Here is a 15,274-nt window from a genome sequence, read left to right as displayed (position 1 = left end):
GTGAGGCCCGGGCCGGCCCTAGAGTGACGACCATGCGGCTCACCCACGTGGCCCACCTGCGACTGCCGTTCGGTCGCGTGATGGGGTACGACCTCACTGTCGGCGCCACGGGCGAGCGCCTCCCGGTCTCCTTCGACCAGGAACGTCACGTCGGCCAGGGCGACCGTCCCGGCTCGTGGATGGCGATCACGGTCCGGCTGCCCGCCGTCGACCTCGACCGGCTCGCCGAGGCCTGGCTCGCCGTCGTGAGGCGGCACGGCACCCTGCACACCGTCTTCTCCCTCGACGACGACGGCGACGTCGAGCTGCACGAGGTCGAGGTCGGGCCGGGGTCCTGGCGCGAGCACCCGATGGCGCCCGGCACCCGTCTGAGCGACGCGATCCGCGGGGTGCTCGACGAGCACTGCCGGCCCCTGTCGAGGCCGTCGCACCGGCTGTGCGTCGTGCAGTCGCACGACCGCCCCACCGTCGTCATCGGGTCCGACCACGCGCACGTCGACATGTGGTCGCTGCTCGTGGTCGTGCGCGACCTCCTGCGCGAGCTCGGGCACACCGCCTCGGACGTGCTCCCCCGCGCCTTCTCCAGCCACACGGAGTCGCTGCTCGGTCGCGAGCGACCCCCTCAGGACGTCCGCGACCGGTGGGCCGAGGTGCTCGGCGCCTGCGGCGACACCATGCCCCGCTTCCCCCTCCCCCTCGGCGACGTCACGACCCCGGTGCTCGAACGGGTCGAGGTGCGCGACGTGCTCGACGTCGACGCGATGGCCTGGCTCGAGCGCGCGGCGCGCGCCCAGGGCGTCTCGACGCTGGCGCTGGTGACGTCGGTGATGACGCGGGTGACACGGTCGCTCGCCGATGCCCCGTTCCGCGCCGTGTTCCCGGTCCACAGCCGCTACGAGGAGATCTGGCACGACGCGGTCGGCTGGTTCATCACGAACGCGGTGATCGACTCTCCCGACCCTGGTCCCACCGCCTGCGCGGCCGCCGTGAAGGAGGCCATCCGGCTGGGGTCGTGGCCGCTCGCCGACGTGTTCGCCCCGTACGGCGGCATGCCCCAGTCCCCCGGCATGTTCGCGTTCTCCTGGCTCGACCTCCGCCGGCTGCCGGTCCACGTCGACCACGTCGGCCTCGAGGCGCAGTACGTGAGCGCCGCAGGGCGCACCGACGGGGTCATGGTGTGGTTCGTCCTCGACGAGGGCGGCGTGCACCTGCGCTGCCGCTACCCCGACACCGCCGAGGCACGGGCGTCCGTCGGCGGGTGGCTCGACGCCGTGGTCGACGGGGTCCGTCGAGCCGCTCGCGACGCCGGGACCACCCTCGAGGTCGACGGCGAGCGGCTGCGCGTCGAGCGGGCGGAGCGGACCGACGTGCCCGCCATCGTGGCTCTGCTGGCCGACGACCCGATCGGCGCCTCCCGCGAGCACGGCACGGCGTCGATCTACCAGGAGGCGTTCGACTCCCTGGTGCGCGACCCGTCGCAGCTCGTGGTGGTGGTGCGCGACGGCGTCGAGGTCGTCGCGACGGCCCAGCTGACCATCCTGCCCGGCCTCTCGCGCGGCGGCACGACCCGCATGCAGGTGGAGGGGGTCCGCGTGGCGCCCCGCTGGCGCAGCCGTGGGCTGGGCGGCGCCTTCATGGCGTGGGCGCACGAGCACGGTCGCGCCCGCGGCGCACGGCTCTCCCAGCTCACCAGCGACACCTCGCGCGACGCTGCCCACCGGTTCTACGAGCGGCTCGGCTACGAGCCGAGCCACGTCGGCTTCAAGCGTCCGCTGTAGCCCCGACGTAGACGGCGAGGTGCCGGGCGGTCGGGCCGGTGTCGGAGCCGACGAGCTGCGCGGGCGTCCCCTCGAAGACGATGCGCCCCCCGTCGTGACCGGCGCCGGGGCCGAGGTCGATCACCCAGTCGGCATGCGCCATCACCGCCTGGTGGTGCTCCACGACGACCACCGAGCGTCCCTCGTCGACGATGCGGTCGAGCAGGGCCAGCAGGTTCTCGACGTCGGCGAGGTGCAGCCCGGTGGTCGGCTCGTCGAGGACGAGCACCTCCGCCGACTCCGAGAGCTGGGCCGCCAGCCGGAGCCGCTGACGCTCGCCGCCCGACAGCGACGACAGCGGCTGTCCGAGGGTCAGGTAGCCGAGCCCGACGTCGACGAGCCGGTCGACGATCCTCTGCGCCGCCGGAACGCGCGACTCACCCTCGGCGAAGAACGTGGCGGCCTCGGCCGCGGACAGCTCGAGCACCTCGGCGATGTTCCTGCCGCCGAGGGTGTGCACGAGCACCGACGGCTGGAAGCGGCGTCCCTCGCACTCCTCGCAGGGCGACTCGACGGTCGCCATGACGCCGAGCTCGGTGATGACGACACCCACGCCGCCGCAGGTGGTGCACGCTCCCTCGGAGTTCGAGCTGAACAGGGCGGGCTTGACCCCGTTGGCCTTCGCGAAGGCCTTGCGGACCGGTTCGAGCAGTCCTGTCCACGTGGCCGGGTTGCTGCGACGCGAGCCCTTGACGGGCGACTGGTCGACGACCACGACGCCCTCGTGCGCCGCGATCGACCCGTGCACCAGGGAGCTCTTGCCCGAGCCGGCCACGCCCGTGACCGCGCACAGCACGCCGAGCGGCACGTCGACGTCGACGTCGCGCAGGTTGTGGCTGGAGGCCCCGCGGACCTCGAGTCGTCCGACGGGGGTGCGGACCTCGTCCTTCAGGGGCACGCGGTCGTCGAGGTGGCGCCCGGTGACGGTGCCGCTGGCGAGCAGTCCGGCCACCTCGCCCTCGTAGCAGAGCGTGCCGCCCGCGGACCCGGCTCCTGGCCCGAGGTCGACGACGTGGTCGGCGACGCGGATCGTCTCCGGCTCGTGCTCGACGACGAGCACCGTGTTGCCCTTGTCGCGCAGCTGCAGGAGCAGCTGGTTCATCCGCTCGACGTCGTGCGGGTGGAGGCCGACCGTCGGCTCGTCGAAGACGTAGGTGACGTCGGTGAGCGACGACCCGAGGTGCCGGATCATCTTGGTGCGTTGCGCCTCTCCCCCCGACAGCGTGCCGGCGGGACGGTCGAGGGACAGGTAGCCGAGACCGATCTCGGTGAACGCGTCGAGGACGTGCTGCAGCCCGGCGACGAGAGGCGCGACCGACGGCTCGTCGAGGTCACGCAGCCAGACGGCGAGGTCGCTGACCTGCATCGCGCAGAGGTCGGCGATGTTCCTGCCCCGGATGCGTGACGACAGCGCCCCGGCGGTGAGGCGGGTGCCGTCGCAGTCGGGGCAGGTGGTGAAGGTGACGGCACGTTCGACGAAGCGCCGGACGTGCGGCTGCAGCGCCTCGACGTCCTTGCTGAGCATCGACTTCTGCACCTTCGTGAGCACGCCCTCGTAGGTGAGGTTGACCCCGTCGACGCGGATCTTCTCCGGCTCCCCGCGCAGCAGCTTCTCGCGCTGGGCGTCGGTGAACCGGCCGACGGGCACGTCCATCGGCAGACCGGCGCCGGAGAAGATGCGTCCGTACCACCCGTCCATGCTGTAGCCCGGGACCAGCAGCGCCCCGTCGGCGAGCGACTTCTCGGCGTCGTAGATCGCGGTGAGGTCGAAGTCGCTGACGGCGCCCATCCCCTCGCAGCGCGGGCACATGCCGCCGAGGTAGACCTCCTTGCGCGCGACGCGCCTCTCCGTGCGTCCGCCCCGCTCCGTCGTCATGACGCCGCTCGCCGTGCGCGTGGGCACGTTGAACGAGAACGCCGTGGGCGGACCGACGTACGGCTCGCCGATCCGGCTGAACAGGATCCGCAGCATGGTGCTCGCGTCGGTCGCGGTGCCGACCGTCGACCGCGGGTTCGCCCCCAACCGCTCCTGGTCGACGATGATCGCCGTCGTCAGCCCGTCCAGGTGGTCGACGTCGGGACGCGACAGCGATGGCATGAACCCCTGCAGGAAGGCGCTGTACGTCTCGTTCACGAGCCGCTGCGACTCGGCCGCGACCGTCCCGAACACCAGCGAGCTCTTCCCCGACCCCGAGACCCCGGTGAACACCGTCAGCCGCCGCTTCGGCAGGTCGACGCTCACGTCCCTCAGGTTGTTCTCCCGGGCACCCTGCACCCGGATGACGTCGTGGCGGTCGGCGGTGTGAGCCATGTCGCTCAGGCTAGCGACGGCGGTGGTGGGTGGTCACGTGCTTCGGGGTGTGCCGGGGGGTGTTGCTGGTGCGCTGCCACGGGTGGTCTGGGTGGTGGTGCGCTGTTGCCTGCGGGGTCTGGTCCTGCTGCTGCGCTGCCTCGGCCTTCGCTGGGTGTGGTCTCCGAAAAGCCCTTGACCGGGCAGCTGGCGGCGTCGCTCGTCTGGGGTCTCGGGCTGTGGGTTGGTGCTGGGGTGGACGCACGATGCTGCGTTCATGCGTTGAAGGCTGAGGTTTCTGCGTCTCCTACGGGATCCCGTCGCGAACGCAGAAGCATTCGGCTTCGCAGGCGTGAGTGAAGAATCGTGGGTGCACTTTGCGGTGGGGTGACGAACGATTCTGCTTTCGGGTGGAACGGTCCACGCGAAAGCAGAATCCTTCCGGCGCGACGCCCACCATCGGTGGATTCTCAACCGCAGAAGCGCTCCTGCGGTTGCAGGTCCACCGGTAGAACGCGCGAACGCAGATCGGTGGCCCAAGAACGCGGAAAAGAAGAATCGTGCGTCACCCACGAGCCCAAGCCAGACCCCGAGACCCGAAGACACCCCAGGACCGCTGCCGGTCGAGGCCCTCTCGGAGACCACCCCCAGCGAAGTCTGAGGCAGCGCACCAGCAAGGTCACGACGACCGCAGCCAGCGCACCAGCAAGCCCACGGACCCGACCACCCGCGCACGTCCAGCCCCACCCACCTGACATCCTCGTCCGGTGACAGCGCCTGCCTCCCTCCCCCGCCTCGTCGGTCGTCTGCTGCTCGGCGCGTTCCTCGTGGTGGCGGGGGTGGCGCACGTGGTGGCGAGGGAGGAGTTCCATGCCCAGGTGCCGTCGTGGTTCCCGGTCGACGCGGACGTGACGGTGCTCGCGTCGGGTGCCGTCGAGCTGGCGCTGGGCGCGGCGGTGCTGCTCGCGCCGCGCGCCCGACGTCCGTTGATGGGCTGGCTCGTCGCCGGGCTCTTCGTGGCGGTCTTCCCGGGCAACGTCGCGCAGTACGTGGAGGGGGTCGACGCGTTCGGGCTCGACTCCGACGGTTCGCGACTCACGCGGCTGTCCTTCCAGCCCCTGCTCGTCCTGTGGGCGCTGTGGAGCACCGGGGCCTGGCCTCGGCAGCGTGCCGCGGAGGGACGGGCATGACGACGACACCCCTCGTGCGGGCCCGCACCGCCGTCGCCGTCGTCTTCGCGGTGAACGGCTTCATGGTCGCGTCGTGGATGTCGCGGCTGCCGCTCGTGCGCGACGAGCTCGGGCTCACCCCCGGGCGTCTGGGGCTCCTGCTGCTGGCGCTCTCGCTGGGCTCGCTGACCGGTCTCCCCGTGGCGGGACGGCTCGCCGAGCGCTTCGGCGCGCGCGCCGTCGTGACGGCGGGCGTCGTCGCCGTCGCAGCGGCCCAGGTGTGCGGTGCGCTCGCCGTCGAGCACGCCACCGCGCTCGCCGTGGCGCCGGCGCTCGTGGTCTTCGGCTTCGGCGTGGGCACGTGGGACGTCGCGATGAACCTGCACGGCGCCCGCGTCGAGCACGACCTCGGCCGGACGATCATGCCGCGCTTCCACGCCGCCTTCAGCCTCGGCACGGTCCTGGGTGCGGGTGCAGGGGCCGCCGCGGCCGCCGCCGACCTGGCGCTCTGGGTGCACCTGGGTCTCGTCGCGGTGCCCGCCGTCGTGGTCGTCGCCTGGGCGGTCCGCGCCTTCCTGCCCGGCGAGGAGACCGGCGAGGACGACGACGCCCCCGCGGCCGGCTCCGCGTGGCTGGAGCCGCGCACGCTGCTGGTGGGCCTCATGGTCCTGGCGCTCGCGCTGACGGAGGGGACGGCGAACGACTGGCTCACCGTGGCGCTCGTCGACGGCTACGACCTGCCCGACTGGGCGGGCGCGCTCGGCTTCGGGCTGTTCGTCACGGCCATGACGGCGGGACGCGTCGTCGGCACCTCGGTGCTCGACCGGTACGGACGCGTCGCCGTCCTGTGGTCGACGATGACGCTCGCCGGCGTCGGCGTGCTGCTCACGGTGCTCGCCGGCAACGTCGTCGTCGCGATGGTCGGCGTGGCGCTCTGGGGGCTCGGCGCCTCGCTCGGCTTCCCGGTCGGCATGAGCGCCGCCGCCGACGACCCGCGCCGCGCCGCCGCTCGCGTGAGCGTCGTGTCGACGATCGGCTACACGGCGTTCCTCGCCGGTCCGCCGCTCATCGGCTTCGTGGCCGACCACGTCGGCACCCTCGACGCGCTGCTCGTCGTAGCGGTGCTGCTCGTGCCGTCGGCCCTCGTCGTCCCTGCTGCGCGAGAGGCGCGCCGGGCCTAGCCTCCGGTCATGGGTACCGAGGAGGCCGCACGCGGCCAGGACGACCGTTCCGTGTTCGACCGGTTCGTGGAGGCGACGCAGGGCTTCGTCTCCAGGGGACCGTTCTTCCTGCTGTGCGCCGGCATCGTGGTCGCGTGGCTCGTGAGCGTGCCGTTCTGGCCCGACCTGAAGTCGTGGCAGGTGGCCATCCACACCGTGGCGAGCGTGCAGTCGCTGTTCCTGCTCGCGCTGCTCGAGAACGCCGGACGTCGGACCGAGGAGGCGTCGCAGGAGAAGCTCAACGTGCTCGCCGAGGCGATCGCCGACCTCATGGAGTCGCGGGCGCGCGACGACGAGCACCTGGCCGAGTCGGTCACGCGGCTGCGTGAGGCGGTCGGGCTCGAGGACCGGCACTGATCCTGACCGTGCGGTCGGTCGCCGACGTCAGGCGAGCAGGAACGTCCGCAGTGCCGACACGAAGGCCTCGGGCCGCTCCGAGTGCACCCAGTGGCCGGCGCCCCTCACCGTGACCAGCCGCGTCCGGGGGAACAGCCGCCGCATGTGCTCGGCGTGCTGCGGACCCACGTAGGCGGACCGCTCCCCCGCGAGCCAGAGCACCGGACGGTCGAAGGTCGCGTCGACCTCGGGAAAGCCGCCGATCACCTCGAGGTCGCGGCGCAGGAGGTCGAGGTTCGCCTGCCACCGGAAGCCGCCCCCCTCCTCGGCCGGGACGCTGCGCAGGTTCTGCAGGAGGAACCCGCGGACCGTGTCGTTGTCGATGCGGGCGCGGAGCTGCTCGTCGGCGTCGCCGCGGCGCACGAGAGTGGCGAAGTCGAGCGACGCGAGGCTGTCGAGCAGGTGGACGAACTCGTCGGCACCCTCGCTCCGGTCGGGAGCGATGTCGACCACGACGAGCCGGTCGACGAGGTCCGGGTGACGCAGCGCGAGCACCATCGCGACCTTGCCGCCCATGGAGTGTCCGACCAGGTGCGTCCGGCCGGCCTCGACCCAGCGCTCCCGCAGGAACGCCGCCACCCGGTCGGCGACGTCGACGTAGTCGACGGTGTCGGTCCAGCGCGAGTGACCGTGGTTCGGCAGGTCGACCAGCAGGGAGCGCAGCTCGGGCTGCAACGCCTTCGCCGCCTGCGTGAAGTTGCGGCCCTGGCCGAAGAGGCCGTGCAGGAACGCGACGCGCTCGCCGCTCTCCCCCACCTCACGGGCGTAGATGGCGTCGCTCACGCGCCCAGCCTAGGACCGCGCGCCCACGTGACCCGACCGGGTCAGTCCAGCGCGCGCAGGATCGCCTCGGACATCACCTGCATCCAGTGACGTGCCTGGTCGAGGTCGCCGGGGTCGAGGAAGTAGTGGTCCTGGCCGGGCACGACGTGGTGCTCGACGGCGACGCCGGCGTCGGACAGGCGCTGGGCGTACGCGTCGCCCTCGGCGCGCAGGGCGTCGTGCTGCGCGGTCAGGACGAGGGCCGGCGGGAGGCCGGAGACGTCGTCGGCGAGGAGCGGCGACGCGTACGGCTCCGTGCGTCGCGCTGCATCCTTGAAGTAGGTGGCACGGACCAGCCCGACGATGCGCTCGTCGATCATCGGCCGCGGGATCGTCGCGGGCTTGACCGTCGTCGAGACGTCGAGCGACGGGACGCCGAGCAGCTGCAGCCTCACGGGCGACCGCCCGGAGTCGCGGGCCTGGAGGCAGGCCGACGCAGCCAGGTTGCCGCCGGCGCTGAACCCGCCGACGACGACGCGCGTGCCGTCGACGTCACGCTCGTGGCCGTAGTCCTGGACCCACCGCAGCACGTCGTGCGCCTGCTCCTGCGCCACCGGGTACCGGTACCTCGGGGCCACGTCGTAGTCGACGTTCACGACGACAGCGCCGGTCGTGGCGACCACCCAGCGGGCGAAGAAGTCGTCCATCGCCGCGTGCCGCATGAGGAACGCGCCGCCGTGCAGGTGCACGTACGCACCCGGGGTCACCGGCGCCGCGCGGCGGCCCGGGCGCGGTCGGTAGACGAAGCAGCGCACCTGGCCGTGCCGCGTCGGCACCCGCCAGGTGCTCGGGTCGTCGACCTCGTCGCGCACGAGCTGCAGCGCGTCGCCGTAGCGCACCGTCAGCGGTGCGGTGAGGTTCATCAGGAGCGCGGTCGCGTCGGCGTAGAGGCCCATGACCCTCGTTCGTGGCCAGGTGGTGGACGGATGGGCGGGTCGTGAGCGACGCGGGCATGATGGTGGGGTGAGGATCACGCGACTCGGGCACGCCGCCCTGCTCCTGGAGACCGATCACGCACGTGTGCTCGTCGACCCCGGCGCCTTCAGCCTCGACGACGCGTTCACCGCACGCGACCTCGACGCCGTCGTCGTCACGCACCAGCACCCCGACCACCTGCACCCGGACCGGGCGCGCGAGCTGGTCGAGACGAACCCGCAGGCGCTCTTCCTGGCCGACCCCGAGACCGCGGAGCAGCAGGGCGAGCCGTGGCAGGGCCACCGCGCCGGCCACGTGACCGAGATCGGCGACCTCACCCTCACCGGTGTGGGCGAGCGGCACGCCGTCATCCTCCCCGCGCTGCCGGTCGTCGCGAACGTCGGTCTGCTCGTGGAGGGGCCGTCGGCCGACGGGGACCGCGTGCGTCTGTTCCACCCGGGTGACTCCTACGCGTCGATCCCGGAGGGGGTCGACGTCCTCGCCCTCCCGCTCAGCGCGCCGTGGGCCCGCATCGCCGACACGGTCGAGTTCCTCCAGACGGTCTCGCCGTCGAGCCTGCTGCCGATCCACGACGCGACGATCTCCGAGGTCGCCTACGGCGTGTACTGGAACCACGTCGTGACCTTCGGTGGCGTCGACGCCGACCGCGCCCACCGGCTGACGCCGGGCCAGAGCCTCGACGTCTGAGGTGGAGCACCCCGTCCTGCGGGCCGCGACGGTCCCGCTCATGCTGCTGGTCGGCGCTCTCATCACCCTGCAGTCGCGGGTCAACGCGTCGCTCGCCGGTCAGCTCGGCGACGGCCTCCGGGCGGGTGCCCTGGCCGCGGTCGTCAGCTTCGGCAGCGGCCTGCTCCTGCTGAGCGCCGTCGTGCTGTCGCACCCGCGCCGGCGCGCCGGCCTGCGCCGGGTCCTCGACGCGCTGCGCGATCCTGACGCCGGTGGGGACCGCCCACGGCTGCGCCCGGTGCACCTGCTCGGCGGGCTGGGCGGAGCGTTCTTCGTAGCCTCCCAGGGCATCGCCGTCGGCGTCATCGGCGTCGCCCTGTTCATCGTCGCGTTCACGGCGGGACAGTCGGTGGCCTCGCTCGTGGTCGACCACGTGGGCCTCGGGCCGGGCGGGCACGAGCCCGTCTCGCGTCCGCGGGCCGTGGCCGCGCTGTTCGCCGTGGCCGCCGTGACCGTGAAGGTCCTCGGCGACCTCGACGGCAGCCACCTCGGCCTGTCGCTGCTGCTCGCCTCGCTCGCCCTCGTCGCCGGCTGCCTGCAGGCGGTGCAACAAGCCTTCAACGGGAAGATCTCCGCGGTCGGCGGGCCGCTTGTCACCACCTGGAACAACTTCCTGGTCGGCACGTCGGCGCTGCTGGTCCTGCTGGTCGTCAGCCTCCTCGCGCCGGGGCACGTCGACGGGTTCCCCTCGCAGTGGTGGTACTACGTCGGAGGCGTGCTCGGCATCGGGTTCATCGCCATCTCCGCCGTGGCCGTGCAGATCCACGGCGTGCTGGTCCTCGGGCTCTGCTCGATCGCCGGCCAGGTGGTCGCCGCCGAGGTGATCGAGGTGCTGGACCCCTCGGTCGACGTGTCCTGGCTGGGTCTTCTGGGCGGCCTGCTGGCGGTGGTCGGCGTGGTCGTCGCGCTCGCGACACGGCGCCGCCCCTGAGTGCTTGTCCTATCTCACTTGTGAGATAGCCTGGTCGGGTGAGCGCACGCGACGACTACCTGGCCCGCATCGGCACCCTCATCCGCGACGCACGTCAGCACAGTGGGCTGACGCAGTCGGAGCTCGCGACGGAGCTGCGCACCAGCCAGAGTGCGGTGAACCGGATCGAGAAGGGCCAGCAGAACCTGACGCTGGAGATGATCGCCCGGATCGGCACCGCGCTCGACTCCGAGATCGTGAGCGTCGGCACGTCCGGCCCGAGCCACCTGCGGGTCAAGGGCGGCACCCAGCTGTCGGGTGCGATCGACGTGAAGTCGAGCAAGAACGCCGGTGTGGCCCTGCTCTGCGCCTCGCTGCTGAACGAGGGCACCACGATCCTGCGCAAGGTCGCGCGGATCGAGGAGGTGAACCGTCTGCTCGAGGTGCTGTCGTCGATCGGCGTCCGCACCCGGTGGCTCGGCGACGAGGGCGACCTCGAGCTCGTCGTGCCCGCGCAGCTCGACCTCGCGGCGATGGACGAGGCCGCAGCCCGACGCACCCGCAGCATCATCATGTTCCTCGGCCCGCTCATGCACCGCGTCGACCAGTTCGAGCTGCCGTACGCGGGCGGCTGCGACCTCGGCACCCGCACCGTCGAGCCGCACATGACGGCCCTGCGCCCCTTCGGCCTGAAGGTGGTCGCGACCGAGGGCAGCTACCACGTCGACGCCGCCCGGGGCGTCGGCCCGGAGCGGCCGATCGTGCTCACCGAGCGCGGCGACACCGTCACCGAGAACGCGCTGCTGGCGGCGGCCCGCTACGACGGCGTCACGGTCATCCGCAACGCCAGCCCGAACTACATGGTGCAGGACCTCTGCTTCTTCCTCGAGAAGCTCGGCGTCGGCATCGAGGGCATCGGCACGACGACGCTGCGCGTGACCGGCAAGCCGCGCATCAACACCGACGTCGACTACGCCCCGAGCGAGGACCCGATCGAGGCGATGAGCCTCATCGCGGCGGCCATCGTCACGCAGTCGAGCATCACCGTGCGCCGCGTGCCGATCGAGTTCATGGAGATCGAGCTCGCGCTGCTGGAGGAGATGGGCTTCCGCTACGACCGCAGCGCCGAGTACGCCGCCGAGAACGGACAGACCCGGCTGGTCGACATCACCACCTATCCGTCGGACCTGCGCGCGCCGATCGACAAGGTGCACCCGATGCCCTTCCCGGGCCTCAACATCGACAACCTGCCGTTCTTCGCCGTCATCGCGGCGACCGCGCAGGGCCAGACCCTCCTGCACGACTGGGTCTACGAGAACCGCGCCATCTACCTGACCGAGCTGAACAAGCTCGGCGCACGCGTCAAGCTGCTCGACCCGCACCGCGTGCTCGTGGACGGTCCCACGCACTGGAGCGGCACCGAGATCGTGTGCCCGCCGGCGCTGCGGCCCGCCGTCGTCATCCTGCTCGCCATGCTGGCCGCGAAGGGCACGTCGGTCCTGCGCAGCGTCTACGTGATCAACCGCGGCTACGAGGACCTCGCCGAGCGCCTCAACGCCCTGGGCGCGCAGATCGAGACCTTCCGCGACATCTGACGTACGGCGTGAGGGGCGCGCGGCGCGCCCCCACTGGACCCGAGTCGGGCTAGCGTGGTCGACGTGTCCCCGCACCCGTACCTCGACGCGCCCCTTCCCCTCGCGCTCGCGCACCGCGGGGGAGCCGGACTCCCGGCGAACGACGGCATCGAGAACACCCTGACGGCGTTCCGCAACGCCGTGGCCCTCGGCTACGTCTTCCTCGAGACCGACGTCCACGTCTCGGTCGACGGTGTCGTGTACGCCTTCCACGACGAGCACCTCGGCCGGATGACGGGTGTCGAGACGCCGATCGCCGCGCTGACGTCGGCCGAGATCGACCGCGTGCCGGTGGCCGGGCGCGAGCCGGTCCCCCGCCTCGCCGACCTCCTCGCGACCCTGCCCGACGCCCGCTTCAACATCGACGTCAAGGCCGACGGCGCCGTCGAGGCGACCGTCAAGGTCGTGCAGGAGGCGCGCGCCGAGGACCGTGTCTGCCTGGCGTCGTTCTCCGGCGCCCGCCTCGGTCGGCTCCGCGCGCTGTGCCCCGGAGCGGCCCGCTCCGGCGGACCGCTGGAGATCGCCGCGCTCAAGCTCGGTCCGACGCGCTGGGTGCGCCGGCTCGCGGCACGTCGCGGTGTGCACTGCGTGCAGGTGCCCGTGCGGCGAGGTCCGGTCACGGTCGTCACCCCGCGCTTCGTCCGCCGCGCGCACGAGACCGGCCTGCAGGTGCACGTGTGGACCGTCGATGACCCCGACGAGATGAGAACGTTGCTCGAGATCGGCGTCGACGGGATCGTCACCGACCGGCCCGACGTCCTGCGCGACGTCCTGGACGAACGAGGGAGCTGGCCCGATGAGCCGCACTGAGACGGGCGACGCCGTCGCCGCGCGCACCCGCACCGGCCAGGTCGTCGCCTGGTCGCTATGGGACTGGGGGTCCGCGGCCTTCAACGCCGTGATCGTCACGTTCGTCTTCTCGGTCTACCTCACCGACAGCGTCGGCAAGGGGCTGCCCGGTCCCGTCTCGCCGAGCACGTGGCTCGCGTGGTCCATCGCTGCCGCGTCGCTCGTCATCGCCGTGCTGGCGCCGGTCCTCGGCCAGCGCTCCGACGGCGGCGGCCGGCGCAAGCGCTCCCTCGCCCTCCTCACGGGCGCGGTCGTCACCTGCATGGCGCTGATGTTCTTCGTCAAGGACGACTACCACCACCTGTGGCTGGGCCTGCTGCTCCTGGCGGTCGGCACGGTGCTCTTCGAGCTCGCCCAGGTGCCCTACTTCGCGATGCTGCGCCAGGTGTCCACGCCGGCAACGGTGGGCCGGGTCTCCGGCATCGGCTGGGGGTTCGGCTACCTCGGTGGCATCGTGCTGCTGCTCGTCGTGTTCCTCGGGTTCATCAGCGGCGACGGCGGCCTGCTGGGCGTGTCGACCGACGAGGGGCTCAACATCCGCGTCGTCGCGGTCGTCTCGGCCGCCTGGTTCCTCGTCTTCGCACTCCCCGTGCTGCTCGCCGTGCCCGAGCTGCCGGCGGAGGCCAGCCCGCTCCCCCGGGCCGGCTTCGTGGAGTCCTACCGCGTGCTGTTCGCCGAGCTGCGCGGCATGTGGCGCGACGACCGCGTGACGCTGCAGTTCCTCCTCGCGAGCGCCCTGTTCCGCGACGGCCTCGCGGGCGTGTTCACCTTCGGCGGCGTGATCGCGGTGTCGGTCTACGGGTTCACCAGCGACACGGTCATCTACTTCGCGATCGCCGCCAACGTCGCCGCCGCCGGCGGTGCCATCGTCGCGGGACGGCTCGACGACCGCCTCGGTCCGCGCCGCGTCATCGTCTTCTCGCTGGTGTCCCTCATCGTCGTCGGCGTGGTCCTCGTCTTCGTGCACGGCACGGCCGGGTTCTGGGTCTTCGGCCTGCTGCTGTGCCTGTTCGTCGGTCCGGCGCAGTCGGCGTCGCGAACGTACCTCGCACGCCTCACGGCCCCGGGCAAGGAAGGCCAGAACTTCGGCCTCTACGCGATGACCGGGCGGGCGGCGTCGTTCCTCGCCCCGACGTTCTTCGGCCTGTTCGCCTTCGTCGGCGGCGACGACCGGTGGGGCATCCTCGGGCTCATCCTGGTGCTCGGCCTGGGCCTGGTCGCCCTGCTGCTCGTCCCGGCGCAGGTCCGCGACAAGGCACTCGAGATGCGCTGACCCGCTCCTCAGGGGAATCTCAAGGGGGTGACCTACGTTGTCACCTACGAGAGGAGTGACCCATGGCTGAACGAGCACTGCGGGGGGCCCGGCTGGGCGCCCAGAGCTTCGAGGACGAGCGCGGGGTCGAGATGGCCCCTCGTCAGGAGATCGAGTACGTCTGCGACGACGGACACAGCTTCCTGGTCGTGATGTCCGACGAGGCCGAGATCCCCTACGAGTGGGAGGACCCGAAGACGGGTCGCATCGGCCGACTTCGCGACGGCACCGCGCCGGAGAAGAAGGAGGAGAAGGCGGCACGTACCCACTGGGACATGCTGCTGGAGCGCCGCTCGGAGACCGAGCTGGAGGAGATCCTCACCGAGCGCCTGGAGCTGCTGCGCTCCGGCGAGATCGGACCGCCCCACCTGCACCGTCGCAAGAAGAAGTCCGCCTGACTCAGCGGGGCTCGCGCCCCGCGTCGGACGACGACCCGAGACCCCGGCCCGGCGCCGGGGTCTCGCCGTGTCCGGGGGTGATCCGTTGGGCGCGGCGGCGGTGTCCGGGGACAAGCCGTGCCAGTCCCCACACCGTGACGCGCCAGAGCGCCTCCCGCACGATCGACGAGCTCATCTTCGACGTGCCGAGCTCGCGCTCGACGAACGTCACCGGCACCTCGACGACCTGCAGCCCCGCCTCGTGCACCCGACGGGTCATGTCGATCTGGAAGCAGTAGCCCTGCGACGCCACGCCGGCCACGTCGATGCGACGCAGCGTGTCGGCGCGGAACGCGCGGAAGCCGGCCGTCGCGTCGTGGACGGGCAGCCCGAGCGCGATCCGCGCGTAGAGGGTGCCCCCGCGCGAGATCAGCCGGCGGTACCACGGCCAGTTCACGACCGAGCCGCCGGCGACCCAGCGTGACCCGATGACGAGGTCGGCCGTCCGGGCGGCCTCGACCAGCGAGCCCAGCTCCTCGGGCAGGTGCGAGCCGTCGGCGTCCATCTCGACGAGCACGTCGTAGCCGCGCTCGAGGCCCCAGGCGAAACCGGCCCGGTAGGCCACGCCGAGCCCCGCCTTGCCGCTGCGGTGCATCACGTGCACGCCGGGATCCGTCGCCGCGACCTGCTCCGCGAGCTCGCCCGTGCCGTCGGGCGACGCGTCGTCGACGACGAGCACGTCGACGTCGGGCTCCGACGTGCGCAGACGCTGCAGCACGCCCGGGAGGCTGTCCGCCTCCTCGTAGGTGGGCATGA

The 15,274-nt window shown here is 72.1% G+C and carries 14 protein-coding genes; 10 read left to right on the top strand and 4 right to left on the bottom strand.

Annotation, left to right across the window (positions count from 1 at the left end; translation table 11 throughout):
- The first annotated feature begins 32 nt into the window (after positions 1-32).
- On the top strand, positions 33-1,778 hold the full coding sequence (locus QE370_RS13730) for a GNAT family N-acetyltransferase (protein ID WP_309634681.1): 1,746 nt from the start codon (positions 33-35) through the stop codon (positions 1,776-1,778).
- Here QE370_RS13730 and QE370_RS13725 read toward each other — a convergent pair.
- Positions 1,762-4,128 carry an excinuclease ABC subunit UvrA gene (locus QE370_RS13725; protein ID WP_309634680.1) on the bottom strand — a complete coding sequence of 789 codons (2,367 nt, stop codon included), beginning with the start codon at positions 4,126-4,128 and terminating at the stop codon, positions 1,762-1,764. The two genes, QE370_RS13730 and QE370_RS13725, sit on opposite strands and share 17 nt — an antisense overlap.
- A 746-nt stretch (positions 4,129-4,874) precedes the next feature.
- Here QE370_RS13725 and QE370_RS13720 point away from each other — a divergent pair.
- From QE370_RS13720 to QE370_RS13710, 3 genes are read left to right on the top strand one after another with little or no spacing between them, the layout of a single operon-like run.
- Positions 4,875-5,297, top strand: a complete 423-nt coding sequence (locus tag QE370_RS13720; protein ID WP_309634679.1) for a hypothetical protein — start codon at positions 4,875-4,877, stop codon at positions 5,295-5,297.
- Positions 5,294-6,457, top strand: a complete 1,164-nt coding sequence (locus tag QE370_RS13715) for an MFS transporter (RefSeq protein ID WP_309634678.1) — start codon at positions 5,294-5,296, stop codon at positions 6,455-6,457. The genes QE370_RS13720 and QE370_RS13715 overlap by 4 nt, the downstream gene beginning before the upstream one ends.
- A 9-nt stretch (positions 6,458-6,466) precedes the next feature.
- Complete coding sequence (locus QE370_RS13710; RefSeq protein WP_253023437.1) at positions 6,467-6,853, top strand: low affinity iron permease family protein; 387 nt, start codon at positions 6,467-6,469, stop codon at positions 6,851-6,853.
- Positions 6,854-6,880: 27 nt separating this feature from the next.
- On the opposite strand, the gene QE370_RS13705 is transcribed toward QE370_RS13710, so the two are convergent.
- Both QE370_RS13705 and QE370_RS13700 read right to left on the bottom strand, forming a co-directional pair.
- Positions 6,881-7,675, bottom strand: a complete 795-nt coding sequence (locus QE370_RS13705; RefSeq protein WP_309634677.1) for an alpha/beta fold hydrolase — start codon at positions 7,673-7,675, stop codon at positions 6,881-6,883.
- Between the two features lie 41 nt (positions 7,676-7,716).
- Positions 7,717-8,610, bottom strand: a complete 894-nt coding sequence (locus QE370_RS13700; protein ID WP_309634676.1) for an alpha/beta hydrolase — start codon at positions 8,608-8,610, stop codon at positions 7,717-7,719.
- Positions 8,611-8,677: 67 nt separating this feature from the next.
- Here QE370_RS13700 and QE370_RS13695 point away from each other — a divergent pair, with 67 nt between their 5' ends.
- The 6 genes from QE370_RS13695 to QE370_RS13670 all read left to right on the top strand — a co-directional run bounded on the left by QE370_RS13695 (position 8,678) and on the right by QE370_RS13670 (position 14,479).
- Complete coding sequence (locus QE370_RS13695) at positions 8,678-9,337, top strand: MBL fold metallo-hydrolase (RefSeq protein ID WP_309634675.1); 660 nt, start codon at positions 8,678-8,680, stop codon at positions 9,335-9,337.
- A gap of 1 nt (position 9,338) precedes the next feature.
- On the top strand, positions 9,339-10,307 hold the full coding sequence (locus tag QE370_RS13690; protein ID WP_309634674.1) for a DMT family transporter: 969 nt from the start codon (positions 9,339-9,341) through the stop codon (positions 10,305-10,307).
- A gap of 38 nt (positions 10,308-10,345) precedes the next feature.
- On the top strand, positions 10,346-11,881 hold the full coding sequence (locus QE370_RS13685; RefSeq protein WP_067857415.1) for a UDP-N-acetylglucosamine 1-carboxyvinyltransferase: 1,536 nt from the start codon (positions 10,346-10,348) through the stop codon (positions 11,879-11,881).
- A 63-nt stretch (positions 11,882-11,944) separates the two neighbouring features.
- Positions 11,945-12,730 carry a glycerophosphodiester phosphodiesterase gene (locus QE370_RS13680; protein WP_309634673.1) on the top strand — a complete coding sequence of 262 codons (786 nt, stop codon included), beginning with the start codon at positions 11,945-11,947 and terminating at the stop codon, positions 12,728-12,730.
- Positions 12,717-14,042, top strand: a complete 1,326-nt coding sequence (locus tag QE370_RS13675; RefSeq protein ID WP_253023449.1) for an MFS transporter — start codon at positions 12,717-12,719, stop codon at positions 14,040-14,042. Before QE370_RS13680 ends, QE370_RS13675 begins: the two co-directional genes overlap by 14 nt.
- 62 nt (positions 14,043-14,104) lie before the next feature.
- Positions 14,105-14,479: an RNA polymerase-binding protein RbpA gene (locus QE370_RS13670; RefSeq protein ID WP_067857424.1), complete on the top strand. Its 375-nt coding sequence runs from the start codon at positions 14,105-14,107 to the stop codon at positions 14,477-14,479.
- Position 14,480: 1 nt separating this feature from the next.
- Here QE370_RS13670 and QE370_RS13665 read toward each other — a convergent pair whose 3' ends face one another.
- Positions 14,481-15,272 carry a polyprenol monophosphomannose synthase gene (locus tag QE370_RS13665; RefSeq protein WP_396127836.1) on the bottom strand — a complete coding sequence of 264 codons (792 nt, stop codon included), beginning with the start codon at positions 15,270-15,272 and terminating at the stop codon, positions 14,481-14,483.
- Between the last annotated feature and the right edge of the window lie 2 nt (positions 15,273-15,274).

Origin of the sequence: Aeromicrobium sp. SORGH_AS_0981 (assembly GCF_031453195.1) — a bacterium.
Classification (GTDB): Bacteria; Actinomycetota; Actinomycetes; order Propionibacteriales; family Nocardioidaceae; genus Aeromicrobium.
This window is presented reverse-complemented; position numbering and strand designations above follow the sequence as displayed.

Bases quoted from the DNA above. Each gene is read 5' to 3' on its own strand.
- QE370_RS13710 (WP_253023437.1), top strand. From the start codon at position 6,467: ATGGGTACCGAGGAGGCCGCACGCGGCCAGGACGACCGTTCCGTGTTC.
- QE370_RS13665 (WP_396127836.1), bottom strand. From the start codon at position 15,272: ATGCCCACCTACGAGGAGGCGGACAGCCTCCCGGGCGTGCTGCAGCGT.
- QE370_RS13670 (WP_067857424.1), top strand. From the start codon at position 14,105: ATGGCTGAACGAGCACTGCGGGGGGCCCGGCTGGGCGCCCAGAGCTTC.
- QE370_RS13700 (WP_309634676.1), bottom strand. From the start codon at position 8,610: ATGGGCCTCTACGCCGACGCGACCGCGCTCCTGATGAACCTCACCGCA.
- QE370_RS13715 (WP_309634678.1), top strand. From the start codon at position 5,294: ATGACGACGACACCCCTCGTGCGGGCCCGCACCGCCGTCGCCGTCGTC.
- QE370_RS13730 (WP_309634681.1), top strand. From the start codon at position 33: ATGCGGCTCACCCACGTGGCCCACCTGCGACTGCCGTTCGGTCGCGTG.
- QE370_RS13675 (WP_253023449.1), top strand. From the start codon at position 12,717: ATGAGCCGCACTGAGACGGGCGACGCCGTCGCCGCGCGCACCCGCACC.
- QE370_RS13725 (WP_309634680.1), bottom strand. From the start codon at position 4,128: ATGGCTCACACCGCCGACCGCCACGACGTCATCCGGGTGCAGGGTGCC.